Source organism: Spirillospora sp. CA-142024 (assembly GCF_050942325.1).
Lineage (GTDB): Bacteria > Actinomycetota > Actinomycetes > Streptosporangiales > Streptosporangiaceae > Spirillospora.
Genome location: NZ_CP192077.1, coordinates 5,813,899 through 5,838,165, shown reverse-complemented (window position 1 = coordinate 5,838,165; position 24,267 = coordinate 5,813,899). Strand labels below are relative to the sequence as shown.

The 24,267-nt window shown below is 73.6% G+C and carries 17 protein-coding genes and 1 pseudogene; 7 read left to right on the top strand and 11 right to left on the bottom strand.

The window, feature by feature from the left end; all coding sequences use genetic code 11:
* Position 1: 1 nt before the first annotated feature.
* Complete coding sequence (locus ACQPZP_RS27965; protein ID WP_433472699.1) at positions 2–2,155, top strand: DUF4132 domain-containing protein; 2,154 nt, start codon at positions 2–4, stop codon at positions 2,153–2,155.
* On the opposite strand, the gene ACQPZP_RS27960 is transcribed toward ACQPZP_RS27965, so the two are convergent.
* Entirely contained in the window at positions 2,152–3,408 is a 1,257-nt protein-coding gene (locus tag ACQPZP_RS27960) for a tetratricopeptide repeat protein (RefSeq protein ID WP_433472698.1), read from the bottom strand. The genes ACQPZP_RS27965 and ACQPZP_RS27960 overlap by 4 nt on opposite strands.
* A 34-nt stretch (positions 3,409–3,442) precedes the next feature.
* Complete coding sequence (locus ACQPZP_RS27955; protein ID WP_433472697.1) at positions 3,443–4,552, bottom strand: cystathionine gamma-lyase; 1,110 nt, start codon at positions 4,550–4,552, stop codon at positions 3,443–3,445.
* A 108-nt stretch (positions 4,553–4,660) separates the two neighbouring features.
* Between ACQPZP_RS27955 and ACQPZP_RS27950 the strand changes: the two genes are divergently transcribed.
* From ACQPZP_RS27950 to ACQPZP_RS27930, 5 genes are read left to right on the top strand one after another with little or no spacing between them, the layout of a single operon-like run.
* A complete protein-coding gene (locus ACQPZP_RS27950; RefSeq protein WP_433472696.1) occupies positions 4,661–7,963 on the top strand; it encodes a DUF4132 domain-containing protein in 3,303 nt (1,100 codons plus the stop codon).
* Complete coding sequence (locus tag ACQPZP_RS27945) at positions 7,960–9,075, top strand: ATP-binding protein (protein WP_433472695.1); 1,116 nt, start codon at positions 7,960–7,962, stop codon at positions 9,073–9,075. The genes ACQPZP_RS27950 and ACQPZP_RS27945 overlap by 4 nt, the downstream gene beginning before the upstream one ends.
* Positions 9,033–11,378, top strand: a complete 2,346-nt coding sequence (locus tag ACQPZP_RS27940) for a DUF5682 family protein (RefSeq protein ID WP_433472694.1) — start codon at positions 9,033–9,035, stop codon at positions 11,376–11,378. Before ACQPZP_RS27945 ends, ACQPZP_RS27940 begins: the two co-directional genes overlap by 43 nt.
* The gene (locus ACQPZP_RS27935; protein ID WP_433472693.1) at positions 11,375–12,535 is read left to right on the top strand and encodes a VWA domain-containing protein; all 1,161 of its coding nucleotides are present in this window, start codon (positions 11,375–11,377) and stop codon (positions 12,533–12,535) included. Before ACQPZP_RS27940 ends, ACQPZP_RS27935 begins: the two co-directional genes overlap by 4 nt.
* Entirely contained in the window at positions 12,532–14,496 is a 1,965-nt protein-coding gene (locus ACQPZP_RS27930) for a hypothetical protein (protein WP_433472692.1), read from the top strand. Before ACQPZP_RS27935 ends, ACQPZP_RS27930 begins: the two co-directional genes overlap by 4 nt.
* Positions 14,497–14,509: 13 nt before the next feature.
* Here the strand turns inward: ACQPZP_RS27930 and ACQPZP_RS27925 are convergent, their stop codons facing one another.
* The 7 genes from ACQPZP_RS27925 to ACQPZP_RS27895 form a co-directional block, all read right to left on the bottom strand.
* Positions 14,510–15,448, bottom strand: coding sequence for an MBL fold metallo-hydrolase (locus ACQPZP_RS27925; RefSeq protein WP_433472691.1), 939 nt, complete (start codon positions 15,446–15,448; stop codon positions 14,510–14,512).
* 30 nt (positions 15,449–15,478) lie between these two features.
* Complete coding sequence (locus ACQPZP_RS27920; RefSeq protein ID WP_433472690.1) at positions 15,479–16,402, bottom strand: DUF5954 family protein; 924 nt, start codon at positions 16,400–16,402, stop codon at positions 15,479–15,481.
* A 91-nt stretch (positions 16,403–16,493) separates the two neighbouring features.
* Positions 16,494–17,552 (bottom strand): rod shape-determining protein, encoded by a 1,059-nt coding sequence (locus ACQPZP_RS27915; protein WP_433472689.1) that lies wholly within the window; start codon positions 17,550–17,552, stop codon positions 16,494–16,496.
* Between the two features lie 183 nt (positions 17,553–17,735).
* Positions 17,736–18,629, bottom strand: coding sequence for a metal ABC transporter permease (locus ACQPZP_RS27910; RefSeq protein WP_433472688.1), 894 nt, complete (start codon positions 18,627–18,629; stop codon positions 17,736–17,738).
* A complete protein-coding gene (locus ACQPZP_RS27905) occupies positions 18,626–19,279 on the bottom strand; it encodes a metal ABC transporter ATP-binding protein (protein WP_433472687.1) in 654 nt (217 codons plus the stop codon). Before ACQPZP_RS27905 ends, ACQPZP_RS27910 begins: the two co-directional genes overlap by 4 nt.
* Positions 19,276–20,193, bottom strand: coding sequence for a metal ABC transporter solute-binding protein, Zn/Mn family (locus tag ACQPZP_RS27900; protein ID WP_433472686.1), 918 nt, complete (start codon positions 20,191–20,193; stop codon positions 19,276–19,278). The genes ACQPZP_RS27905 and ACQPZP_RS27900 overlap by 4 nt, the downstream gene beginning before the upstream one ends.
* A 149-nt stretch (positions 20,194–20,342) precedes the next feature.
* The gene (locus ACQPZP_RS27895) at positions 20,343–21,194 is read right to left on the bottom strand and encodes an SAM-dependent methyltransferase (protein ID WP_433472685.1); all 852 of its coding nucleotides are present in this window, start codon (positions 21,192–21,194) and stop codon (positions 20,343–20,345) included.
* Here ACQPZP_RS27895 and ACQPZP_RS27890 point away from each other — a divergent pair.
* Positions 21,160–21,297, top strand: a pseudogene (locus ACQPZP_RS27890) (hypothetical protein); the annotation flags it as partial. The gene ACQPZP_RS27895 and the pseudogene ACQPZP_RS27890 overlap by 35 nt on opposite strands.
* Before the next feature lie 429 nt (positions 21,298–21,726).
* Here ACQPZP_RS27890 and ACQPZP_RS27885 read toward each other — a convergent pair.
* Both ACQPZP_RS27885 and ACQPZP_RS27880 read right to left on the bottom strand, forming a co-directional pair.
* Positions 21,727–22,698 carry a C40 family peptidase gene (locus ACQPZP_RS27885; protein ID WP_433472684.1) on the bottom strand — a complete coding sequence of 324 codons (972 nt, stop codon included), beginning with the start codon at positions 22,696–22,698 and terminating at the stop codon, positions 21,727–21,729.
* 147 nt (positions 22,699–22,845) lie between these two features.
* Positions 22,846–24,267, bottom strand: coding sequence for a maltokinase N-terminal cap-like domain-containing protein (locus ACQPZP_RS27880; RefSeq protein ID WP_433472683.1), 1,422 nt, complete (start codon positions 24,265–24,267; stop codon positions 22,846–22,848).

Genomic DNA, 24,267 nt, shown 5'->3' with positions numbered 1-24,267 from the left:
CATGGAACTGCCGAAGGCCCTGCTGGACCCGCCGTGGAAGCGCAAGCCCGCGGCCGAGCCCACCGACGAAGAGCCGATCATCGTCCCCGGTCTGACGCCGCCCAAGGACCGCTTGATCGTCTGGAGGTTCGGCGAACGTGAACGATGGGCCGCGGTCCGTCCGTACGGGTTCTGGCGGAATGACGAGTGGGAGAGGGCCGCCGAGGAGTTCCGGGACGGCCGGATGGGCTACGAGCCCACGCGGGCGGGCTTCCTCGCGCAGGCCCCCGAGGATCTGGCGCGGCCGCTGCTGGCCGGGTGGAAGCCTCAGGTGACCTGGGACTTCAACCATTCGCTCGTGCCGATCGTCATGCGTTTCGAGATCCGCGCATTGGATGTGTCGTTCCGCCTGGCGAAGCAGAACCCGGCCGGCACGGGCCCGATCCTGATGCCGTTCCTGTCCGCCGACGTCGCCCGCCTGATGGCCGACTGGCTGTACCGGCTCAAGTCGGCACAGAAGGTCGCCCGCACGTGGTTCGAGAGGCACGGGCTCGCGGCCGTCCCGTACCTGGTGCCGGACGCGCTCGGCAAGCGCGTCGGTCCACGCCGGGGCGCGGTCAAGGCATTGCGGATCATCGAGGGAGACGTCGCCGGCGCCGCCCGCGTCCACGGGGACGAGGCCGCCGAGGCGGTCGCGAGGCTCCTCGCCGACGCACCGGCAGCCACGGCGCCCGTCGAACCGCCGGTCCGGCCACCGTCCCTCCCGAGCTGGCTGGACGTGGAGGCGCTGCCCAGGCCGGTCCTGCGCGACGGCGGGGAACTCCCGCCCGAAGCGGTCCGCAACCTGCTGCTCGCCCTCACGGGGAGCCCGGGAGGCAGGATCGACGTGACCCCGGTCGTGGACGGCGCCGCCGAGGTCTGCGAGCCCGGATCGCTCACCGCGTTCGCGTGGGCGCTGTTCGAGGCGTGGCAGGCGGCGCGGCTGCCGAAGGGCAGCCGGTTCGTGATGTCCGCGCTCGGCCGGTTCGGCGACGACGAGACCGTCCGCCGCCTCACCCCGCTGATCAAGGAGTGGCCGGGCCAGGGCGCCGGACACCCCCGGGCCGTCCAGGGGCTCGAGGTCCTGGTCGAGATCGGCAGCGACGTCGCGCTGACGCAGCTGAACGGCATCGCGCTCAAGTCCCGGTACAAGGGACTGAAAGGCGAGGCGGAGCGCAGGCTCCTGGAGATCGCGAAGCGGCGCGGGCTGACGACCGAGCAGCTCGCCGACCGGCTCGTCCCCGACTTCGGGCTGGACGCCGACGGGACCCTCACGCTCGACTACGGGCCGCGCCGGTTCGCCGTCGGCTTCGACGAGCAGCTCAAGCCGTCCCTGACGGACGAGAACGGCAAGCCCCGCAAGTCGCTTCCCAAGCCCGGTGCCAAGGACGACCCCGAGCTGGCGCCCGCCGCGTACAGGCGGTTCGCGGAACTGAGGAAGGACGCGCGGTCGGTCGCGTCAGGCCAGGTCGCCCGCCTGGAGTCCGCCATGGTCATTGGCCGGACGTGGACGAAGGCCGAGTTCAGCGAGTTCATCGTCGGCCATCCGCTGATGTGGCACCTCGCCAGGCGGCTGGTCTGGCTGAGCGGGGACCGGGCGTTCCGGCTCGCCGAGGACCGCACGTTCGCCGGCATCGACGACGACACGGTCGAGCTCCCGGACCAGGCCGACGTCCGGATCGTCCACCCGGTGGAACTGGGCGACGCCGTGGCGGCCTGGTCGGAGGTGTTCGCCGACTACGAGATCCTGCAGCCGTTCCCGCAGCTCGGACGACCCGTCCACACCCTCGCCGACGGGGAGGGCAAGAGCGGCAGGCTGGAACGGTTCGAGGGGCTGACCGTCCCGACGGGACAGGTCCTCGGCCTGACCCGGACGGCCTGGCGGCGCGGCGCCCCCCAGGACAACGGCGTCGAGCACTGGATCTCCTGGCACCTCGCCCCTGGCGTGACCGTCGTGATCGACCTGAACCCCGGCATCGTGGTCGGCCTGGTCGACCTCAACCCCGTCCAGACGATCGAGCGTGTCCGGATCGGTACGGGTCCGTACTCGGAGGCGATCGAGAACGGCCTCGCGGACGTGGATCCGATCTTCGTCTCCGAGCTGCTCACCGACTTGACGAGTCTGACCGCGTCCTAGCCGAAGCGGCTGCTGGGCACCGGGCCGGGGGAGCGCACCGCGTCCCTCGGGCCGGTGAGCCAGTGCCCGCCGACCGCGCGGACGAACGCCGCGAGGGCCTCGTCGGGGTCCGGCGGGACGCCTTCGTCCGCGCCGTCGTCCTCGTGCGGATCGGCGCGGACGATCTCGTCGGCCAGTTCCTCCACGGGACGGTCGTCGGGCGGGACGGTCTCGGCCTCACCGGCGGGCGAGATCCGCAGCCGCTCACCCCACGGCGACTTCACCACCTGGTGCAGGAGCCCGGTGACGTCGGCGCTGACGGGCGGCGGGTCGGTCCAGCAGGACGCGTGCTCGAACAGCACCTGCCCCTCGGCCCGCTCCCACAGCCCGTCCGCCTCGGTCTCGTTCAGGTCGTAGGCGACGACGAGCACGTCCGGGCGTCCCGGGGCGAACGGTTCGGCCGGCAGCCCGAACAGCCGCGCCGCCGCGAGCCCCAGGATCCGGCTCGACCGGTCGGGGAGCAGGCCCACCGACACCGGCCGCCGCCCCGCCGCGTCCAGGATCAGCCGCAGCCGGTCGAGGCTGCGCCGGCACGTCGCGAAGCTGTCAGAGGTGTAGGCGAACCGCCCCGTCATGCCGTCATGGAACCCGTACGGCGAGATCGTGACGAGGAGGCCGCCGGTGAGCGCGAAGTGCCACCCCCGCAGGTCCGTGGAGTCCAGCGGGCGCACGGCCCGCGCCGCCCGTGCCCGCGCGATCGTCCGCCCCAGCCGGTCGTGGGCGGGCCTCCAGTCCTGGTCGTCCGGCGCCGGCAGCAGCCCGGCCTCGTGCTCCGCGCGGGCGAGATCTCCGGCGAACAGCGCGTTGCGGGCCAGTAGGTAGCGGGCGGGCCACGGCTCAAGCGAGGCCACCCGCGGTTCCAGTGCCGCGACGGCCTCGGCGTGCCGGTTCTCCCGCTCCAATGCCGACACGAGTTCCATGAGCAGCACGGGCTCGTCCGGAAGCATCTCCAGCGCCCGCCTCAGTGCCGGAACGGCCAGGAACGGAATGCCGCGCTCGATGCAGGCGTAACCGAAGTCGTAGAGCTGCTGAGGCGCCTGCTCGCGGGCCATCGCCGCGGCGGCCTCCTGCATGTCGTCGAACCCGGACACCGCCGCCGCGCCCTCCATGAGCCGCGCGACCTCCGCCAGTTCCATGCCGTCCGCGTTGAACCGCAGATGCCGGATCAGCCCGGCGATGTCCCCGCTTTCCAGAAGTGCCCGCGCTTCGCTCATGGGCGGCAACGCTACAGCCGGCGCCCTCCACCGATCATGTCGTTTTCTCCAGCGCACGAAGGACGTCCGCGACGAGATCTGCGGTGTCCTCGATGCCGGCGGAGAAACGGATGAATCCGGGTGCGACGGCGTCGCCGCCCCACCTCCCGCGCCGTTCCGCGGAACTGTGCACGCTGCCGAAACTGGTGGCCTGCATGACGAGCCGGAGCGACCCGAGGAACCGTTCGGCGGACGCCTCGTCCTTCAACGTGAACGACACGACGCAGCCGAATCGCCGCATCTGGCGGACCGCGATCTCATGCGCCGGGTCGCCGGGCAGCCCCGGGTACCTGAGCCCGGAGACCTTCGGATGGCCCCGCAGCGCCTCGGCGAGCGCCAGCGCGTTCGCCGCCTGCCGCTCCAGCCTCAGCTGGAGCGTGGCGAGCGACCGATGCGCCAGCCAGGCCTCCATCGGTCCCGGGACGGCGCCGACGGTCTTGCGCCAGAACCGGACCCCCTCGGCGAGTTCCGGATCGCGGGTGGCGACGTGCCCGAGAAGCAGATCCCCGTGCCCGGTCAAGGACTTCGTGTCGCTGGCGACGGAGAAATCGGCGCCCAATTCCAAAGGGCGCTGCCCGAGCGGCGTGGCCAGCGTGTTGTCCACCGCCACAAGTGCGCCCGCCGCGTGAGCCGCCTCTACGATCCGCCTGATATCGCACACGTCCAGACCGGGATTGGACGGCGTCTCCAACCAGACCAGGCGAGCACCGTCCACCAATCCGATCTGCGCGTCCCCGGCGGTGGGCCCCATCCGGATCTCGGCGCCGTACGATTCCAGCCGCTCTTTCAAAGCCCGCGTCGTCTGATAGCAGTCGGCCGGCAGCACCACGACGTCGCCGCTCTGGATCCGCGACAGCAGGACACCCGCCACGGCCGCCATTCCGGACGAGAACGAGACGACCTCGGCCCCGCCCTCAAGCTCGCCGATCGCCCGTTCGAGCAGCGTCCACGTCGGATTGGAATCGCGCCCGTAGGCGTAGGGCCCGGCGGCCTCCCCGGCCAGGTGGTAGTGCGCGGCGAACACGGGCCCCGGCAGCCCCGGCGCGAACTGCTCCGCCTCCGGCCGCCCGGCCCCCACCGCCAGCGTCCCGTCCCCGATGTCCACGCACACCCTCCCCAGATGACCGGCCCTCATCGTCCCACCTGCCACTCTCACAGGGTTCCCGGTCGATTCCGAGCGGTTTGTCGGGGTGCTCCTCTACGGTTGGGCGACATGGAAGATCACCTCCCCGGCGAAGACGTCCTGACGATCCCGGAGTCGTGGCGGCGGTCGCTGCACGCGCGGCGCGGAGGTGCGCCCGGCCCGAAGATCAAGGTGGACGCGGCGGCCGCGGACGCCGTCCGGGGCTTCGTCGAGCGGACGGGCGGCGCGGTCGACGCGCTGCTGGAGGGCGGCACCGGCGACCCCGCGCTGGCCGAGGCCGCGCGGCGGCACATGGCCGGGGAGGCGGATCCGGCGGGGGCGGCGGCGATCGCGGCCGTCACCGTGATGGGCAACGGCGGCCCGTACCAGAGCGACAAGGTGCACCGCCCTTACGTCGACGCGTGGATCACCGAGCACGGGATCGCGTTCGCCGCGTGCGCGCTGGTCGAGCTCAGCCGGACGACGGCGGCCCGCGAGAGCGGCGGCACGTGGCGCGGCACCTGGGTCGGCGCCCAGCACGCGCCGGACGAGACCATGCTCGCGGTGTCGCAGGAGGACGCGCGCCGCGTCCGCGGGCTGCTGGCCGCCGCCTCCGAGCCCGACTACGCGGACGCGGTCGGCCGGCTGGCGGAGCACCGGTCCGGCTGGGCCGCGCGGTGGCTCGTGTCGTACCTGGTCCCGACGCGGCAGGACTGGGTGGACGAATGCTGCGCCGCGGCGGCCCCCCAGGCGCGGCGCCACGACCTCGACCTGCTCGTGCTGTCGGCAGTGGGCGACGCCGGCCAGCTCGCGGCATCGTTCCCGTCGCGCGGCCTCTACTGGGGCCAGGCGACGCGGGCGCTGCTCGGCACGATGGCGGACGGGATCGGCCCGGACGTCCTGCCGTTCCTGCTGGCCGAGGCGGACGGCAGGTATCTGGAGTCCGACGACCGCAAGCGCATCTTCGAGGCGATCGCCTTCCTGCCGACCGACGAGGCGTTGCAGGCGCTGATCGACCGGCTGGACCGCAAGCATGTGCGGGCCGCGCTCGGCGAGGCGACGCGGCGGTTCCCGGTACGGGCGCTGCGGCTGCTGGCGCGGGCGGGCGTGGACGATCTGCTCGCCCATCACGTCGAGGCCCACGCCGACCTCGTGACCGCCGCGCTGCCCGGGCTGCCGGACGACGTCGCCGCGGCCGTCGAGCGCATCGCCGCGACGTCCACGCGCGTTCCGGCGGCGGCGCCGGAGGAGCTTCCCGCCCTCCTCAGCGGCCGTCCATGGCTGCATCCCCGCCGGCCCGTGATGACCGGCCTGGCCCCGCCCGCCTCGCGGCTCATGTGGCGTGACGGCGAACGGCAGGAGTGGCTGGACGCCGAGCCGCACGTCCGGCGACCCCATGGCGACGAATGGGAGACCTACGTCGACAGCTTCACGAGGGGTGGTGCCATGACCGGTTCGCTGGTGCTGATGGTGCACGGCCCCGAGGAACTGATCCGTCCCGTCCTGCCGGGCTTCCAGGGCGTCGCCAACCGGGACGCCCACCGGTGGATGCGGCCCCTCGCGGCCCGCTACGAACTGGATGCGCTGCCCGTCGCGATCCGGATGGCCAGGCCGCACCCGGAGACCTGCTGCGAACCGCTGATGCCGTACTTCGACGCGGACGCGGCGCTGCTGATGGGGGAGGTTCTCGCCAAACACGGGAGGCGCTACCGTCCCGCCGGCGCATGGTTCGACAGGCACGGGCTCGACGCCGTCGCGCTGCTCGTCCCGGCGGCGCTCGGGAAGAAGGCCAAGGACTGGCGGCACGCCGAGACCGCGCTCCGGTACCTGCTCGACGCGCACGGTCTCCGGGCCGTCGTGGACGCCGCCCGCGACGCGCACGGCGACGAGGCCGCGAAGGCGATCGAGGACCTGCTGTCAACGCCACCGGCGGAGACGGGCCTCGCCCAGCCCGCGAACATCGCCGCATGGGTGGACCCGGCACCGCTTCCCCAGGTCCTGCTGCGCGGCCGTGACAAGGCGCTGTCCCTGGACGCGACCCGGGCCCTCATCGAGCTGCTCACCCTGCCGGCGGCGTACGGGATGGACGAAGTGGCCAAGGCGTGCACGCCGGATTCGGTGGCCGAGTTCGGCTGGGCGCTGTTCCGGCAGTGGCTCGACGCGGGCAAGCCGTCCAAGGACGCCTGGGCGCTGCGACAGCTCGGCCATACCGGCGACGACGAGACCGTCCGGCGCCTGACGGCGGTCATCCGGGCCTGGCCGGGGGAGGGCGGGCACAAGAACGCGGTCAACGGCCTCGGCGTGCTCGCCGAGATCGGGTCGGACGTGGCGCTGATGCACCTCCACGGCATCGCGCAGAAGGTCAAGTTCAAGGGTCTCCAGGCGGAGGCGCAGCGGCGGATCCGGCAGGTCGCCGAGCGGCTCGGCCTCACCACCGAGCAGCTCGCGGACCGGCTCGTCCCCGACTTCGGCCTCGACGCCGAAGGAGGCATGGTCCTCGACTACGGGCCGCGCCGCTTCCTCGTCCGGTTCGACGAGCAGCTCAAGCCGTTCGTCGCGGACGAGGACGGAAAGCACCGCAAGGCCCTGCCCAAGCCCGGCGCCAAGGACGACCCCGAGCTGGCGCCCGCCGCCTACAAGACGTTCGCCGGCCTCAAGAAGGACGTGCGGACCGTCGCCTCGGACCAGATCCGCCGCCTGGAGCGGGCGATGGTGACGCAGCGCCGCTGGACGACCGCCGAGTTCGGCGAGTTCATCGTCCGGCATCCGCTCGTCTGGCACATCGCGCGCCGTCTGGTCTGGATCGCCGAGGAGGACGGGACGACGGCCGCGTTCCGCATCGCCGAGGACCGGACGTTCGCCGACTCCGGCGACGACCCGTTCCCCCTCTCCGAGCCGGCCCGGGTCGGCATCGCCCACCCGCTGCACCTCGGCGACACCATCGAAGCCTGGTCGGAGGTGTTCGCCGACTACGAGATCACGCAGCCGTTCCCGCAGCTCACCCGTACCGTCCACGTGCTGACCGCCGCCGAGCGCGACAGCGGCCGGCTGGAGCGGTTCGAGAAGCTGAAGGTCCCGTTCGGCAAGGTCCTCGGCCTCGTCAAGCTGGGGTGGCAGCGGGGGACCCCGCTGGACGCGGGCGGCGAACGGTGGATCTCCCGCCGCATAGCCGACGACCGGCACGTCGTCATCGACCTCGATCCCGGCATCTCGGTCGGCGCCGTCGACGCCACCGGCGACCACCAGGTCCTCGACTACGTGTGGTTCGCGACGGAACCGGACGACTTCTGGCCCAGCAAGGGCACCCCGCTGAAATTCGGCGAACTGGACGACGTCACCGCGTCCGAGATCCTCGCCGACCTGACCACCCTCGCGGAGGCGGCCGAGAAATGAGCGACACCACCACCGAAACCGAGAGCACCGGCACCGGCTACCAGCGGCCGCCGGCCGAGGTCCGGTTCGCCGCCGAGCTGGACCGGCTCCGGGAGGACGACTCCGGGCCGCGGCCGCCCGGCTGGGCGCTGAGCCTGACGGCCGCGCGCCGGTTCATCGTCGGCGACGACGCGCTCGGCGTCCGCCGCAAGTTCGTCGGCGACACCGCCCTCATCGACCGGGCCCTGGTCACCCTCGCCACCAGCCGCGGGCTGATGCTCGTCGGGGAGCCCGGGACGGCGAAGTCACTGCTGTCGGAGCTGATCGCGGCGGCGGTCAGCGGCACCTCCACGCTGACGATCCAGGGCGGCGCCGCCACCACCGAGGACCAGATCAAGTACTCGTGGAACTACGCGCTGCTGGTGTCGGAGGGGCCGTCCACGCGGTCGCTCGTGCCGGCGCCGCTGCTGACCGGGATGGCCGAGGGGAGGGTCGTCCGGTTCGAGGAGATCACCCGCTGCCCGCTGGAGGTGCAGGACTCGCTGCTGTCGCCGCTGTCCGACCGCGTCCTCGCCATCCCGGAACTGTCCGGGCACGAGTCGATGGTCTTCGCGCGCGACGGGTTCAACGTCATCGCGACCGCGAACACCCGCGACCGGGGCGTCAACGAGATGAGCGCCGCGCTCAAGCGGCGGTTCAACTTCGAGACGGTGTTCCCGATCGCCGACTTCGCGACCGAGCTGGACCTGGTCGAGCAGGAGGCCGGGCGGCTGCTGGAGCACAGCGGCGTCGAGGCCGCGCCGCGCCGGGACGTCCTCGAAGTGCTGGTCACCACATTCCGGGAGCTGCGGAACGCCACCACCGAGGACGGCCGCTCGATGGACCGGCTGTCGGCCGTGATGAGCACCGCCGAGGCGGTGTCCGTCGCCCACCAGGTCGGGGTGCGCGGCTGGTTCCTGCGCGGTGAGGAGGGCAGCGCCGCCGACATCGTCGAGTGCCTCGCCGGGACCGCCGCCAAGGACAGCCCCGAGGACCTCGCCCGGCTGCGCCGGTACCTGGAGCAGCAGGCGCCCCGCCGCCCCGGGGAGCAGTGGAAGGCGCTGCACGCCGCCCGGCACCTGCTGCCCGGCTGATGGCCGTCACCTTCGTCGGCGTCCGGCACCACAGCCCGGCGTGCGCCCGGCTCGTCCGGGACGTGATCCGGCGGCTGCGTCCCGCGTACGTCCTGGTGGAGGGGCCCGCGGACTTCGGCGGACGGATGGACGAGCTGCTCCTCGGCCACGAACCGCCCGTCGCGGTCTTCAGCTACTACCGGGACGCCGAGCGCGTGCACGCCTCGTGGTCGCCGTTCTGCGGGTACTCGCCGGAATGGGTCGCGCTCCACGAGGGGCGGGCCGCCGGCGCGGACCTGCGGTTCATCGACCTGCCCGCGTGGCATCCGGCGTTCGCCGGCCGCAGCAACCGGTACGCCGACGCGGAACGCCGCTATGCCGAGGTGACCGAGCGGCTGTGCCGGGAGTTCGCCGTCGACAACACCGACATCCTCTGGGACCACCTCTTCGAGATCGACCCCGACGGGGCGGGGGAGCGGCTCGGCGCCTACTTCGGCCTGCTGCGGGGCGAGGCGGAGGCGGGGGAGGACGACACGGCCCGCGAGTCCTACATGGCGGAGTGGATCCGGGCGGCCGAGGCCGACGCCGGCGACCGGCCCGTCGTCGTGGTGACCGGGGGCTTCCACAAGCCCGCCCTCGAAGCGCTCGTCACCTCCGGCGGCACGGACTGGCCGCGGGTCCCCGAACCGCCCGAGGACGCGACCGGCGGCAGCTTCCTCGTCCCGTACTCGTTCCGGCGCCTGGACGCGTTCACCGGCTACCAGTCGGGCATGCCGTCGCCCGAGTACTACCAGCGGCTCTGGGAGAGCGGCCCGGCCGCGGCCGCCGGGGCGCTCGTCGAGACGGTCGTGGCGCGGCTGCGCGCGCGGGGGCAGGTCGTCTCGACCGCCGACCTGATCGCCGCCCGCACCCTCACCGAGGGCCTCACCCGGCTGCGCGGCCACCCGGCGCCCGCCCGCGCCGACCTGCTGGACGGGCTCGTGTCCGCCCTGGTGAACGACGACCTCGACCAGCGGCTCCCATGGACGTCCCGCGGCACGCTCGCCCCGGGCGCGCACCCGGCGGTCGCCGAGATGGTCGCCGCGCTCAGCGGTGACCGGACCGGACGCCTGCACCGCGACACCCCCGCGCCGCCGCTCGTGGACAACGCGACGTCCGAGCTGGCGCGGCTGGGCCTCGACCGCGACGGCCCGGTCGTCCTCGCCCTGACGACCCCGCGCGGGCTGGAGCGGAGCAGGGCGCTGCACCGGCTGCGCGTCCTCGGGATACCCGGCGCGAACCGCGAGTCGGGGCCCGCGACGGGCGCCGACCCGGTGCTGGAGGAACGCTGGGTCCTGGACGTGTCCGACCGGGGCGGGCTGCGGCACTCCGCGCTCATCGAGGCGGGCGCGTACGGGCCGACCCTCGACGACGCGGCCGCGGCCGTCCTGGACGAGCGCATGAACGTCGCGGGCACCGACATGGAGCGGCTCGCGGGCGTGCTGTTCGACGCGGCGCTGTGCGGGTGCGCGGGCCGGTCCGAGCGGATCGCCGAGTCGATCGCCGCCGCGATCGCGGGCGCCTCCGACATCGCCGCGCTCGGTGCGGCGCTCGACACCGTCCTCGGGCTGTGGCGGCACGACCGCGTCTTCGGGACGGCGCGCAGCCCGCTGTTCGGGACGGTCATCGAGGAGTGCGCCGACCGCGTCCTGTGGCTGGTCGAGGGCGTCCGCGGCGGGCCCGCGCCGGCCGATCCGCGCCGGCTCCGCGCCGTCGCCGCGACCCGCGACGCGCTGCTGCACGCCGGCGGGACCCTGCGCCTGGACCGGGACGCGGCGCTCGGCGTCGCCCGGCGCGTCGCCGCCGAGCCCGACGCCCCGCCCGACCTGCGCGGAGCCGCGTTCGGGCTGGGCCGCGTCCTCGGCGACGCCTCCGATCCGGTGCGGGCGGTGCGAGGCGCGGCCGGGCCGAAGACGTTCGGGGACTGGCTCGCCGGCCTGTTCGCGCTGGCCAGGCAGGAGGTGCTCGATCCGGACACCTCCGTCCTCGGCGTCCTCGACGAGCTGGTCGGCGCGCTGAGCGAGGAGGACTTCCTCGTCGCGCTGCCCGCGCTGCGGCAGGCGTTCGAGTACTTCCCGCCGCGCGAGCGGGAGGCGATCGCCCAGGGCCTGCTGGACCGCCGCGGTCTGCGCGGCTCCGCCCGCGCGCTGCTGCGCACCCCGGACGCGCCGCTGCTCACCGCCGAGGCGCTCGCTCTGGAGGCCCGCGTGGACCGCGCCCTCTCGGCCGTGGGGCTGATGGGAACGAGCGACTCCCCGCAGGGAACACAGGAGGGAGAGTCGTGACCCCGCCCGACTTGGAACGCTGGCGGCTCGTCCTCGGCGCGCCCGCCGAACAGTGCATGGGCGCGCTGGGCGGCGGGGCCGCAGAACAGGACGCGGCGCTCGACTGGCTGTACGGACGCGACCCCGACCTCGGCAGGCGCGGGGTGCGGCGCGGCGGCGGCGCGGGCGGCGGCGAGCCCGATCCGTCCGGGGACCGGACCGGCGGGGACGGGCCGTCCCAGCTCACCACCGTCGAGTGGCTCGACGCCGTGCACCGGCTCTTCCCGAAGGAGACGATCGAGCGGCTCGAACGCGACGCCGTCGAACGGTACGAGATCCACGAGGTCGTCACGGACCCGGAGGTCCTGCGGCGGATCGAGCCGGACGAGACGCTGCTGCGCGCCGTCCTGCGCACCAAGCACCTGATGAACCCCGAGGTCCTCGCGCTCGCCCGGCGCATCGTGGAGGCGGTCGTCCGGCAGCTGATGGACCGGCTCGCCACCGAGGTCCGGCAGGCGTTCCACGGCACCCGGTCGCGGCGGCCGAGCCGGATCAAGAACTCCCGCAACTTCGACTTCCACGGCACGATCCGCGCCAACCTCGGCCACTACCGGCCGGACGAGCGCCGCCTCTACATCGAGCACCCGAGGTTCGTGTCCCGGACGAGACGTCACGTCGAGCAGTGGCAGATGATCCTGCTGGTCGACCAGTCCGGCTCCATGGTCGGGTCGGTCGTGCACGCGGCCGTCACCGCCGCGTGCCTGTGGGGCCTGCCCGGCCTCAAGACGCACCTCGTCGCGTTCGACACCTCCGTGGTCGACCTGACCTCCGACGTCACCGATCCCGCCGAGCTGCTCATGAAGGTCCAGCTCGGCGGCGGCACCGACATCGCGCGGGCCGTCGCGTACGGGGCGGGGCTGGTGGAGAACCCGCGCCGGTCGATCGTCGCGGTCATCACCGACTTCTACGAGGGCGGGGACGAGCACCGGCTCGTCCGGGAGGTCAGGCAGCTCGTCCGGCAGGGCACGCAGGTCCTCGGGCTGGCCGCCCTCGACGAGGACGCCGACCCGTCCTACGACCGGGGCATGGCGCAGCGGCTGGCCGACGAGGGCGCCCACGTCGGCGCCATGACGCCGGGGCAGCTCGCCGAGTTCGTCGCCGAACGGATCGGCCGATGACCCGCGCCGACCTGCTCTCCCTGACACCGGACGCGCTCGCCGCCCTCGCCAACCGCGGCCTGGTCAAGCGCGCCGCCAAGGACCTGGACGCCGGCAACGGCCCCGAGATCACCGTGTCGCCGGACGGGGACATCGACGGCGCCTTCCCGGACGGCACCAAGACCTCGCTTCCCGCCGGAGCCGGGCTGGAGGCCGCGACCTGCTCGTGCGCAGCGACGGGGACCTGCCGCCACCGGATCTGCCTCGTCCTCGCCTACCAGCGGACCGCCTCCGAGGCCGAACCGGGGGCTGAACCGGGGGCCGAACCGGCGGCACCCGAGCCCGTCTGGTCGCCGGGCACGTTCGACGACGAGGCGCTCGCCCGGCTGCTCGGCCAGCGCGCCCTCACCGCCGCCCGCCGGACGCTCCGCACCGGCTACTCGGCCAGGATCCGCCGCCCCACCCCGCAGGACCCGGTGGCACAGGTCGAGCTGCCGACCTGCACCGTGCGGTTCCTCGTGCCGGACGAACTCGGCTACGTCCACACCGACGCCGTCGCCGCGGTGCGGGGCGAGGTCACCGTCCTCGCCGTGTGGGCGTTCCGCATCGCCGACGAACGCGGCCTGACCGGCGACGAGATCCGCCTGGACGTCGGCGGCTCCGCCGCGACGACCGGTGACGGCCTCGACGCCGCGGTGGACCTCGCCGATCAGGTCCTCCTGGAAGGCGCCATGCACGCGGGCCCCGTCCTGGCCGCCGCGCTGGGCCGCGCCGCCGCCGACCTGGCCGCGGGCGGCCTGCACTGGCCCGCCGCCGCGCTCGATGACCTGGCCGCCCAGCTCGCCGCCTACCACGACCGGCGCGCCGACCACGACCCCGGACGGATCGCCGGCCTGCACGCCGAGATCCATGCCCGGCACCGCGCCGCCCGGGCCGGCGGCCACCGCTCGCAGGTGCTCGGCACGAACGAGGCCGCGGAGACGCCGCTGCGCCGCGTCCGCCTCGCCGCCCTCGGCTGCCGCGTCGCCGGCACGGACGGGACCCGCACCGCCGCCATCTACCTCGCGCACACCGGCACCGGCATCGTGCTCGTCCTGAAACGCCACTGGGACGTCCCGGACGGAACGAGCCTGACCGGCGCCGACCTGGCCGGCCGCCGGATCCTCGGCGCGCCGCTGCGCTCGCTCGCCGCCGCGAACGTCGTCTCCGAGAGCGCCACCCGCAGCGCGGGCCGGGTCGTGCGCGTCGCCGCCGGCCGGATCGCCAAGACCACGGTCACCCCGCTGGGCGACGCGTGGGAGAGCCTGCCCGCCGGCCTCCTCGTCCGCGACCTCTCCGCCGAGAGACGCGCGCTGGACGCGCTACCGCCCCGCCTGGTCCGGCCCCGCGTCGAGGCGGAACTCGTCCGCGTCATCGAGATCGCCGAGGTCCGCGACATCGGCTACCACCCCGGCTCGCAGCGGCTGGAGGCCGTCGTCGCCGACGCGGAGGGCACGGCGGCCGTCGTCTCCGCCGACTACAGCCCGCACCGCCCCGCCGCCCTCGACGCGCTCGCCGAGGCCCTCGCGCAGACCCCCCGATTCGTCACCGGTTCCGTCCGCCGCGACCGCGGCGGGCTCGTCATCGACCCGTTCGCCGTGCGGACCGCGGACGGCATCGTCGTCCCCGACCTGGTCGCCGGCGACGGAGCCGCCGGCCTGGACGCCCCGGCCGCCGAACCGCGCGACCCGCTGGGCGAGGCCGTCGACGCGGCGCTCGCCGTCACGGCCGAGACCGCGCACCGCGGCCTTCTCGGGGTGTCGCACGGCCTGCGCAACCGGATCGCCCGGACCGCCGGAACCCTGGAGAAGGCGGGCCTCCGCACGACGGCGGAGACCCTGACCGCCCTGGCCGCGGCCCTGGCATCCGACGACCAGGCCCGCACCGTCCAGGCCTGGGCGGACGCGCGCATCCGCCTCCAGACGGCCGCCGAACTCCGCTAGCCCCGCCGGCCGGTCAGGCGCGGCAGGTGAGGGGGCGGCCGCCGTTGAAGGCGATCATGTCGTTCAGTGCGGCCACCAGGTCGATCTGGGCGCCGGGCTCCAGCCCGTCCAGTTCGGCGTAGGCGCGGTGGAGGTTGCCGACGAGGCGTTCGGGGTCGGTCAGCCCGGCGAAGGGGCCGAGGTCGGTCTCGCGGGCGGCCTCCAGCGGCGACAGGCCGGCCGGCTTGGCCTCGGCGGCCGTCGCCTGGACGAAACGCGCGTAGGCGATGACGCGGTCGATGAGTTCCGGGTCGGCGACGGGGCCGTGGCCCGGCACGATCGTCCGCGCGTCCAAGGGCGCGACGACCTCCTCCAGCACCTTGATCGCGCCGGCGATCGAACCCTGCATGAGGAAGGGCGTGCCGCCGTTGAACAGCAGGTCGCCGCAGAACAGCACCCGCCGGTCCGGGATCCAGACGATGGAGTCGTTGGTGGTGTGCGCGGGCGTCCCGACGTGCCGGACCTCGCAGCGCAGGTCGTCCACCCACAGCGTCACGCCGTCGGTGTAGGTGAGGAAGGGCGGTTCGAGTTCGACGTCACCCCAGTCGACCTTCGTCCAGAAGGGCTCGTAGAACGGCTTGCCCCAGCCGAGCGCGCCCTCCCGCGTCCCCTCGTGGCCGACGACGGTGGCGCCGGGGAACAGGTAGTTGCCGAACGTGTGGTCGCCGTGATGGTGGGTGTTGACCAGCGTCCGGACGGGACGGTCCGTGACCGACCGGATCGACTCGGCGTAGGCGCGGGTGCGCCGCTCGGTCGAACAGGAGTCGACGCTCGTCACCCCGCGGGCCCCGACGAGGAAGCCGGTGTTGTTGATCCACCAGGTGCCGTCGGGCTGGAGGTAGGCGAAGATCCCGTCGGAGACCTCCTGCAGCCGCGGGCTTCCCGGGCCGCCGCGGTCGGGTGCGTCGCTCATGGGCCGGGAGTGTAGCCCGGCGCCCCGCCGTCAGGGGTTCTCGTCGGACGGCCGGGCGGGCTCCGGGCCGTCCGGGCCGACGCGGATCATCCGGGTGACGCGGGCGATCCGGAACCGCCTGCCGCACGCCACGAACTCGACCCCGTTCCCCGACTCGACCCGGTCGGCGGCACGGGCGTACTCGGCCAGCTCGCCGGGGCTCGGCGGCGCGCAGTCCTCCGGCACGGCCTTCGGCAGCAGCACCCGGAAGTAGTACGCGAGGGCGGTGCGGGCTTCCTGCGGGCCGTTCCCGCGGGCGACCGGTCGCCAGCGCCCGTCGGCGTCCTCCAGGACGTCGAACTGCGGCGGCAGCAGCACCACCCCCGGGTGGGCCTCGACCGCTGCGGCGGCCTCGCGGCGCAGGGCGTCCGGGACGACGCGCGCGGCGTGCCCCCGGCCGAGCAGTTCCAGCCGCAGCGCCGCGTCCGCCGGGCCGACGGGTGCGGCGGGGTCGATGCGGAACGAGCGCAGCGGACCGGCCTCGGCGTCGGTGACCCGGGCGGGCTCGGGCCCGTCGTCCCCGAACCGGGCGAAGCCGAGGACGCGGACGATCCGGTACCGCAGCGGCCCGGCGTGGCACTCGTTGAGGACGGCGGGCTCGTCCTCCCGCGGGCAGAGCAGGCCCGCGAGCCGCAGCATCTCCTCCCGCACCGCCGTCTCGTGGCCCGCGGCGGCCTCGCGGAGATGGACGCCGAGGTCGGCACGGGCCTCGCACGGTTCCAGCGCGCCGAGCCGGAGGATCCGCCACACGCCGCCCGCCTGCTCGGCGCCGCCGAACTCCGGCGGCCCCATGCCCACGAGCTGCGGGTAGGCGCGCCGCCGTTCGGCGGCCTCCTGGTCGCGGACGGCCGCCACGGGCTCCAGCTCCCCGACGACGTTGATCACGTCGTGTCCGGGCATCCCTTCGAAGGCCATGCACCCATCGTGACGCCGTCGTGCACCTCGCGTGACGGAAACGCCCCAGGGTCCGGCGAACCGTTCTCACCGGGGCGCACCGGAGCCGGTGTCAGTACTCCGGCACCGTCGTCAGCAGATAGGGGCGCGGGGAACCGGCGCGGGCGGACGGCTCCTGGGAGCCGGCGGAGCGCAGCACCTCGCCGGCGCCGAGCACGGCCGCGTCGCCGGTGTCGTCGCCGACCCGCGCGCCCAGCCCCGTCCGGTCGCGGATCAGCCGTTCGAGGCCGGGCAGCCGGGCGCAGCCGCCGGTGAGGGTGACGCCGACGCTCAGCAGGTCGCCGGAGATCTCCGGCGAGCAGCCGGCGAGGCCGGCGCGGATCGCGTCCACGATCTCCGCCACCGGCCGGGCGATCGCCCGGCCGACGTCCACGGTGGTGAGGACGATGCCGCGCGGCATCCCGGTCGCGACGTCGCGCCCGTGGACGACGGTCTGCCGCACCGGATGCCGGCCGAGCGGCGGCACCGCGCCGACCTCCAGCTTCGCGGCCTCCGCGGCGGACAGCGACAGCGCGACGCCGTGCTCGCGCCGGACGAGCGCGACGATGGCACGATCCAATGCGGACCCGCCGATGGGCGCGGTGTGCGAGGTGACGAGGCCGCCGAACGCGATGACCCCGACGTCGGTGATGTCGGCGCCGATGTCGGCGATCACCGTGACCTCGGACCGTCCGGACGAGGTCATGCCCATGCCGATGGCGGCGGCGATCGGCGTCGGCACGAGCGTGAGGCGCCGTGCGCCCGCCTGGAAGGCCGAGAACTGCAGAGCCCGGTAGTGGACGGACGACATCCCGCTCGGGACCGTGACCACCAGCCGCGGACGGGCGGTGTAGTGGCGCCGGTGGTGCCGGCGGACCAGGTGCCGCATCAGGTACTCGGCCTCGTCGGTCTCGGCCGGCGCTCCCTCGCGGATCGGCCGGACGAGGGTGATGTCGGGGTTGCGTCCGGCCATTTCCTGCGCGGGGGCGCCGAGCGCCAGGATGCGTCCGTTGTGCCGGGATCGGGCGAGCAGCGACGGTTCGCGGCACACGACGCCGCGGTCCCTCACATGCATTCGCACGGTCGCGCTGCCCAGGTCGATAGCGGTGTCGCGGCCCGCGAAATCCCACATCGCGTCCCTCCCAATCGCCCCGAAAGTCGCAAGAGCCCAGATGATTCCCTTGCTGCCTGCGGCGATGCCCACCCTCGGGTAAGCGAATGGCAACGTCATGGCGAACACGGGTCCGGAATATCCGGAACGCCGATCGCGACCGCGGCCCCGCCCGGCCCGCTGTGCCGGGCGGGCACCAAGAGATCATGTTGGGACGGTGTCGAACCGCGCCGCCGCGCGCCGCGCCGTCCAGCCGCGCCGCGCGCGGACCGCTCCGGCCGCGCGGCACACCCCGTACAGGGCGAACGAGATCGTCGTGACGTACGGGCTGATCGGGATACTGGAGCCGATCGACAGCAGGATCCCGCCGACCACCGACACCGTCGCGAGGACCGTGCTCAGCACCGGCACGAGCACCGGCGACGCGGTGACCCGCACCGCGGCGGCGGCCGGGGTGCAGATCAGCGCGAGCACCAGCAGCGCCCCCACGACCTGCACGGACACGGCGACCGCGAGGCCGAGCACCAGCATGAAGACGAGCGACAGCGCCCGCACCGGGACGCCCCGCGCCGCGGCCACGTCCGGGTCCAGGCTGGCGAACGCCAGCGGACGCCACATGACCGCGAGGCACACCAGGACCACCGCCGACGTCGCGAGCAGCCACGACAGCCGCGGCGCGTCGATCGCGACGATCTGCCCGGTGAGGATGCCGAACTTGTTGGCCGACCGTCCCTTGTACAGCGACAGGAACAGCACGCCGAGCCCGAGCCCGAAGGGCATCAGCACGCCGATGACCGAGCCCCGGTCCCGCGCCTTCGCGCCGAGCATCCCGATCAGCGCGGCGGCGGCCAGCGCCCCCGCGATGGAGCCGACCGCCACGCTGGTGCCGAGCAGCAGCGCGGCCGCCGCCCCCGCGAACGACAGCTCGCTGATGCCGTGCACGGCGAACGCGAGGTCGCGCATGACGACGAACGTCCCCGCGAGCCCGCCGACGAGCCCGAGCACGGCCCCCGCGATCAGCGAGTTCCGGACCAGTCCGAGCAGCGCCCCGTAGTCCTCGAAGTTGAAGATCTCGCGCCAGACCTCGTGCCAGCTCATGCCGCCCCCGATCCCAGCACGCCGGCCATGTCCAGGACCCGGTCGGCGAACGGCAGGACCGGATCGACCTCGTGGGTGACGAACACGACCGTGGTGCCGTGCTCGCGGCGCCGCCGGTCGATCAGGTCGCCGACGATCCGCTGGTGGTCGGCGTCCAGGGAGGCCAGCGGCTCGTCGCAGAGCAGGACGCGCGGGTCGGTCGCGAGTGCCTGGGCGATCCGTACGCGCTGGAGTTCACCTCCCGACAGCAGGTCGAGCGGAACGTCCGCGAAGGACGCGGCGCCCACGTCGCGCAGGCTGCTCTCGACGCGGCGGCGCGCCTCGCGGCGCGGCGGCCGCGGCCCCCAGCGGTGCCCGTCGATGCCGAGCCGCACCAGGTCGCGGGCCCGCAGCGGGGTGTGCGCCGGGACGGCCTTGTGCTGCGGGACGTAGCCGATGAGGTCGCTGCCCCGCCGCGGCGGGCGGCCGTTCACCGCGACCGTCCCGGCCGACGGCCGCAGAAGCCCGAGCAGCACCCTGAGCAGGCTCGTCTTGCCCGACCCGTTCGACCCGACGACGACGAGGAACTCACCGGCCGCCACGTCGAGGTCGAGCCCCCGCCACAGTGTCCGCTCCCCGTAGGAGAGGGCCAGGTCGCGCAAGGCGATCACGACAGCGCCTTCTGCAGCGCGGCGATGTTGCCGTCCATCCAGCTGACGTAGTCCTGCCCGGCGGGCAGGGTCTCGGTGACCGGCACGACGGGGACACCGGCGTCCTTCGCCGCCTTCTCGACCTGCTCGGTCTGCGGCCCGCTCGTCTGCGCGTTGTAGACGAGCGCCTTCACCTTCTTGCCCGTGAGCAGCGCGAGCGTGTCCCGCAGCGTCCTCGGCGGGACGTCATCGCCCTCCTCGATCGCCTCGCTGAACTCCTCCGGCGTCTCGTTCTTAAGGCCCGCCGCCTCCAGCAGGTAGACGGGCACGGGCTCGGTGATGGCGACACCATCGCCCGCGTGCGCGGCCTTGATCGCCGCCACCCTCCCCTCCAGCGTCTTCAGCTTCGCCTTGAAAGCGGCGGCGTTCGACGAGTACGTTCCGGCGTTCTCCGGGTCGGCCCTGCCGAGCGCGGCCGAGATCCGGTCGGCGAGCAGCGCGACGGACGGAAGGTCGTACCAGACGTGCTCGTTGAGTTCCTCGCCCGCCGGCGCGGTCTTCCCGGAGACCTTGACGGCGTTGAGCACCTCTGCCTTGGACCCCGCGCCCTTGAGCAGCGTGCCCACGAAGTCGTCGTAGCCGCCGCCGTTCTCGATGACCACCCCGGCCCTCGACAGCGCGAGCCGGTTGCGCGTGCCCGCCTCGAAGGAGTGCGGGTCCTGCGCGGGATCGCTGATGAACGACGTCACCTTCACCTCGCGGCCGCCGATCTGCCGCGCGATGTCCCCGTACACGTTGGTCGAGGCCACCACGGAGACGGATGCGCCGCCCGGCTCCGCAGCGTCGGAAGACGACCCGCAGCCGCCGAGGGCGAGCGCCGAGGCGGCGAGGACGGCGCCCGCCCCGGACACGCGGGCACGCTGGGCAGAGAACATGAGGGGCTCCCGAAAATGAAAACGATTTTCACTGCAACCTAGCATGGCTCGTCCCGGTTCGTGCCGGTCGAGTTGCTGATTTCGGGAATCTGGGCATACGTCACAGGCCGCCGTCCCGGCCTCGGGACGGCGGCCTGTGACGCCGGGCTCTAACGCTTGCGGACGACGCCGCCGTACTCGTAGATGGTCCGGTCCCGCTTGGAGGCGCCCTCGTACTTCGCCAGCTCGGACGGGACCGGGGCGAGCGGCGGCTGCACGTCCAGCGGACGCCAGTCGACCAGGTTGCACAGGCCCGGCTCGACGGGGTCGAACCCGGACAGCAGGGCGTCGATCTCGGCGGGCGTGCGCGTCTGCCACGGGATCCCGGCGCCGGTGACCTGCTCGGTCATCTCCGCGCTCTTCACCGGGTCGTCGCACGCGACCTGGGAGAACGTGAGGTGGCTGCCGGGCGCGGCACGGTCCATGATCGTGTTCAGGACGCGGCGGGGGTCGTCGGCGTCCGGCAGGTGGTGGCCGACCGACAGGAACAGCGTCGCGACCGGCTCGGAGAAGTCGATCAGGCGCTTCACGTCGTCGTCCTCCAGGACGGCGTCCTGGTCGCGCATGTCCGCCTGGATGACCGTGGTCGAGGAGTCGCCGGCCAGCAGCGCCCGCCCGTGCGCGAGGACGATCGGGTCGATGTCGACGTAGACGACCCGTGCGTCCGGCGCGAACAGCTGGGCGACCTGATGGACGTTGGCGTCGGTCGGCAGGCCGCAGCCCATGTCGATGAACTGGCGGATCCCGGCCTCGGCGGCGAGGTACCGGACGGCGCGGTACAGGAACAGGCGGTTCTGCCGGGTGATGTCCAGCCCGGCGGGGTGGTGCTCCAGCTGTCCCCGGATGAACCGCCGGTCGACCTCGTAGTTGTCCTTGCCGCCGAGCAGCCACCCGTAGGCCCGGGCGGACGTCGGCACATCGTGCGGGATGTCCGCGATCGAGGGCCTGTCGTCTTTGTCCACATCCGAACGGTATCCCGGCGGGCGCCGCCCGGAAGTCCCTTCGGCGATCTTGGTCGAGCCGCAAGGAAGCCGTCTCGCCGTCGCCCATATCGGTGACTCCCGCGCCTACCTGCTGCGTGCCGGCGACCTGTTCCAGATCACCCGCGACCACACGATGGGTTCAGTCGCCCGTGGACGGCGGGCAGCTCACCGAAGCGGAGGCCGCCGATCACCCGAGAGGATCGGCCCTTGTCAGGGCCCTGCAGCTGGCCTGGGCGCCGCGGTGCTGATGCCGTCGGCCGTCGCGAGCCGCCGGCCCGGCCGCCGCATCCGCGGCAACCTGCTGCGTGCCGGCGCGCTGCGGGCCGTGATCACTCTGGCGCCCGGCGGCCCCGACCTGTGGCTCCTGCACCGCCCTCGGCCGGGCGAGCCGCCGCTGCTCCCGGGGGCCGCCAGGTCCGCGGCACAGGCATCCGGCGCGCTCCAGGCCGGGCGGCACGTGGCGGTGCGGCGATGCCGGGTGCCCGGCATCGCCGCGCCGGTGAGAGGGACCTCAGGGACCGGTGTACTCGGCCCATGGCTGGGAACCGGGGATGTCCCAGAAGGGCTTCGGGTGCCGGTGGGGCCGCGGTCTGGTCCGCGGCCGGGGGGCGGGCTTCGCGGCGGGGGCGCCGGGTGGCGCGGCATCTTCCGCCGGGGTGTGTCCGGGGGCGGTCATTGGGGGATTGTCGGCTTTCTCGGGAAATGTAGCGTCAGGTGGCGGAATCTGGGGGGTCCGCTTCTTATCGGGCGGTTTAAGGTCCGCTCTCTTCTCCACGCTCATTCTGTCGATCTTCTCGACGAGCTCCCGCACCGACGGCGACCACTCCCGATAAGCGGGCGCGCCGGGCCGTACGGCGCCGGCGAACTGCTTTCTTCGCCGTGCGCCGAGTTCGTCAATGCGGACCCTGGCGCCGGCGTGGGGCGCGTGCAGGAATCGACCGTGCCCCACATACATGCCGACGTGGCTGCGGCCGTGGAAGAAGACGAGGTCCCCGGGCTTGAGGTCCTTGAGCGCCACTTTCCGGTCCACCTTGCGGTACTGAGCGTAGGTGACGCGCGGGAGTTTGACGCCCGCCTTGCGCCATGCGGCCATCGCGAGACCGGAGCAGTCGTAGCCGCTCGGCCCGTCCGCGCCCCACCGGTACGGCTTGCCGATCTGCTCGCGGGCGAATCGCAGCGCCTTCTTCGCGCGCTTCCGCTGGTTCTTCTCACGGGTCCGGTACTTGTCGTACGCCTGGACCTTCTCCAGCGTGGCCGCGTCGAGATGCAGGCTCTTCAGCACGACGGGATTGAGCGCCGCGAGCGCCTGCGAGCCCATCGGGACCGCGAGCGCGAGCCCGGTCGCCGTCATGGTGACGGCCGTCCGGAGCAGTCTCTGTTTTCGGGTGGCCGCCGGGGTGCGGCCGGCATGCCCGGCCGATGACCGGCTTCCGGCCGTTTCTCTTCCGGCCGGGTCCTTGTGCGCGTGGCTTGCGATGGACATTCCAGGGCTCTCCGTTCCGGATCCACTTTCCGCAGGTGATCTTCCTGCCGAGAGTTCGGATACCCGTTGATCGGCACGGAATTGGGAGAGCCCGCCGATTTTGCATGATCATAGCTCGGAATTGGCTGCCGGCTTCGGTGTCTTTTATCAGACGGTCAGATGGGCCAGCGATTTCAGCGGGACCGGCAGCCAGGCCGGCCGGTTCCGCGCCTCGTACCGCACCTCGTAGACGGCCTTCTCGAATTCGAATGCGCGGATGAGCACCGAATGGGCGGCCGGATCGGGCCCGCCGGCCGCAGCGTAGCCGCGGCAGAACGCGGCCCTGTTCCGGGCCGCCCAGGCGTGCGCCCGGGTCTCCAGCCGCGGCCCCGACTCGGTCGGCACCGTGCCCGCCTTGGTGATGAGGAACCGCGCCGCGTACTCGAACGAGCGGAGCATCCCGGCGACGTCGCGCAGCGGATGCGCGAGGGCCCGCCGCTCGGTCTGCGTCCGCGCCGGCTCGCCCTCGAAGTCCAGCAGCGTCCAGCCCGACTCGGTGCGCAGCACCTGGCCTAGGTGGTAGTCGCCGTGGACGCGCTGGACGGGCAGCGGCGACGCGTGCGCCGCCAGGTCGAGGAACGCCGCCGTGAGCGCCTTCGCGTGCGGTGCCAGGCCGGGCACAGCGCGGCAGGTGCCGGTCAGCTCGGCGTTCATCCGCGCCGCCATCGCGCGGACCTCGCCGGCGGGGAGGATGGTCACCCCGAACGCGTCGGCGAGGGCGCGGTGCACCTCGGCGGTGGCCGCCCCGAGCCGTTCGGCCTCGGCCGCGAAGTCGCCGCCGGCGGCGCTCGCGTCCAGCTCCGCCCACTCGTCGTCGCCGGGCGGCAGCGTGTGCGCGTACCAGTCGCGGACGCTGGCGATCGCGAGACTCCAGCCGTCCGCGCCGGTGTGCAGGTAGTCCGACAGGAGGCCGAGCGTGACCGGCTCCCCGGCGTCGCCCGCGCCGTGTCCCGGCTCCAGCTCGATCCAGCCGAGGACGGCCGGGACGTGGGTGCAGCCGCCGCGGGTCAGCGCGAGGTTGACCTCAAGGTCGAGGTTGACGCCCTGGCTGAGCCGCCGGAACAGCTTGCAGATGTAGGAGTCGCCGAACAGCAGCGACGTGTTGCTCTGCTCGGCGGTGATGGGCAGGCTCGCCAGGTCCGTCCGGATGCGGGCGCCGTCGGCGTGGTGGAACCGCAGCGGGCCGGCCGACGCCTCGCCCGCCAGGGCGTCCAGCAGGACCCGGGTCAGGTCCGGGTCGTGTGCGGCGTCGTACAGCCGGAGCCCGGTGTCGCGTACGCCGCCGATCTCGACATGCCGGAGCCGGTCGGGCAGGTCGCGGCGGGTGCCGAGGAGGAGCTGGTAGTGGTCGGTGGTGCGGTTCTGGCGGACGTCGAGGACGAGGTGGTGCAGGCCGGGGTCGCCGGGGAGCAGCGTGGTGGCGGTGGCGATGGACAGGTCGTCGATGGGGCCGTCCTTGCCGCCGAACCACCGCTGCCGGGGCAGCCACTCGGCGAGGTCCCGGACCAGGTCCGGTTCTGGTGGCAGCAC

Bases quoted from the DNA above. Each gene is read 5' to 3' on its own strand.
- ACQPZP_RS27945 (WP_433472695.1), top strand. From the start codon at position 7,960: ATGAGCGACACCACCACCGAAACCGAGAGCACCGGCACCGGCTACCAG.
- ACQPZP_RS27930 (WP_433472692.1), top strand. From the start codon at position 12,532: ATGACCCGCGCCGACCTGCTCTCCCTGACACCGGACGCGCTCGCCGCC.
- ACQPZP_RS27925 (WP_433472691.1), bottom strand. From the start codon at position 15,448: ATGAGCGACGCACCCGACCGCGGCGGCCCGGGAAGCCCGCGGCTGCAG.
- ACQPZP_RS27920 (WP_433472690.1), bottom strand. From the start codon at position 16,402: ATGGCCTTCGAAGGGATGCCCGGACACGACGTGATCAACGTCGTCGGG.
- ACQPZP_RS27885 (WP_433472684.1), bottom strand. From the start codon at position 22,698: ATGTCCATCGCAAGCCACGCGCACAAGGACCCGGCCGGAAGAGAAACG.
- ACQPZP_RS27910 (WP_433472688.1), bottom strand. From the start codon at position 18,629: ATGAGCTGGCACGAGGTCTGGCGCGAGATCTTCAACTTCGAGGACTAC.
- ACQPZP_RS27960 (WP_433472698.1), bottom strand. From the start codon at position 3,408: ATGAGCGAAGCGCGGGCACTTCTGGAAAGCGGGGACATCGCCGGGCTG.
- ACQPZP_RS27965 (WP_433472699.1), top strand. From the start codon at position 2: ATGGAACTGCCGAAGGCCCTGCTGGACCCGCCGTGGAAGCGCAAGCCC.
- ACQPZP_RS27915 (WP_433472689.1), bottom strand. From the start codon at position 17,552: ATGTGGGATTTCGCGGGCCGCGACACCGCTATCGACCTGGGCAGCGCG.
- ACQPZP_RS27950 (WP_433472696.1), top strand. From the start codon at position 4,661: ATGGAAGATCACCTCCCCGGCGAAGACGTCCTGACGATCCCGGAGTCG.
- ACQPZP_RS27900 (WP_433472686.1), bottom strand. From the start codon at position 20,193: ATGTTCTCTGCCCAGCGTGCCCGCGTGTCCGGGGCGGGCGCCGTCCTC.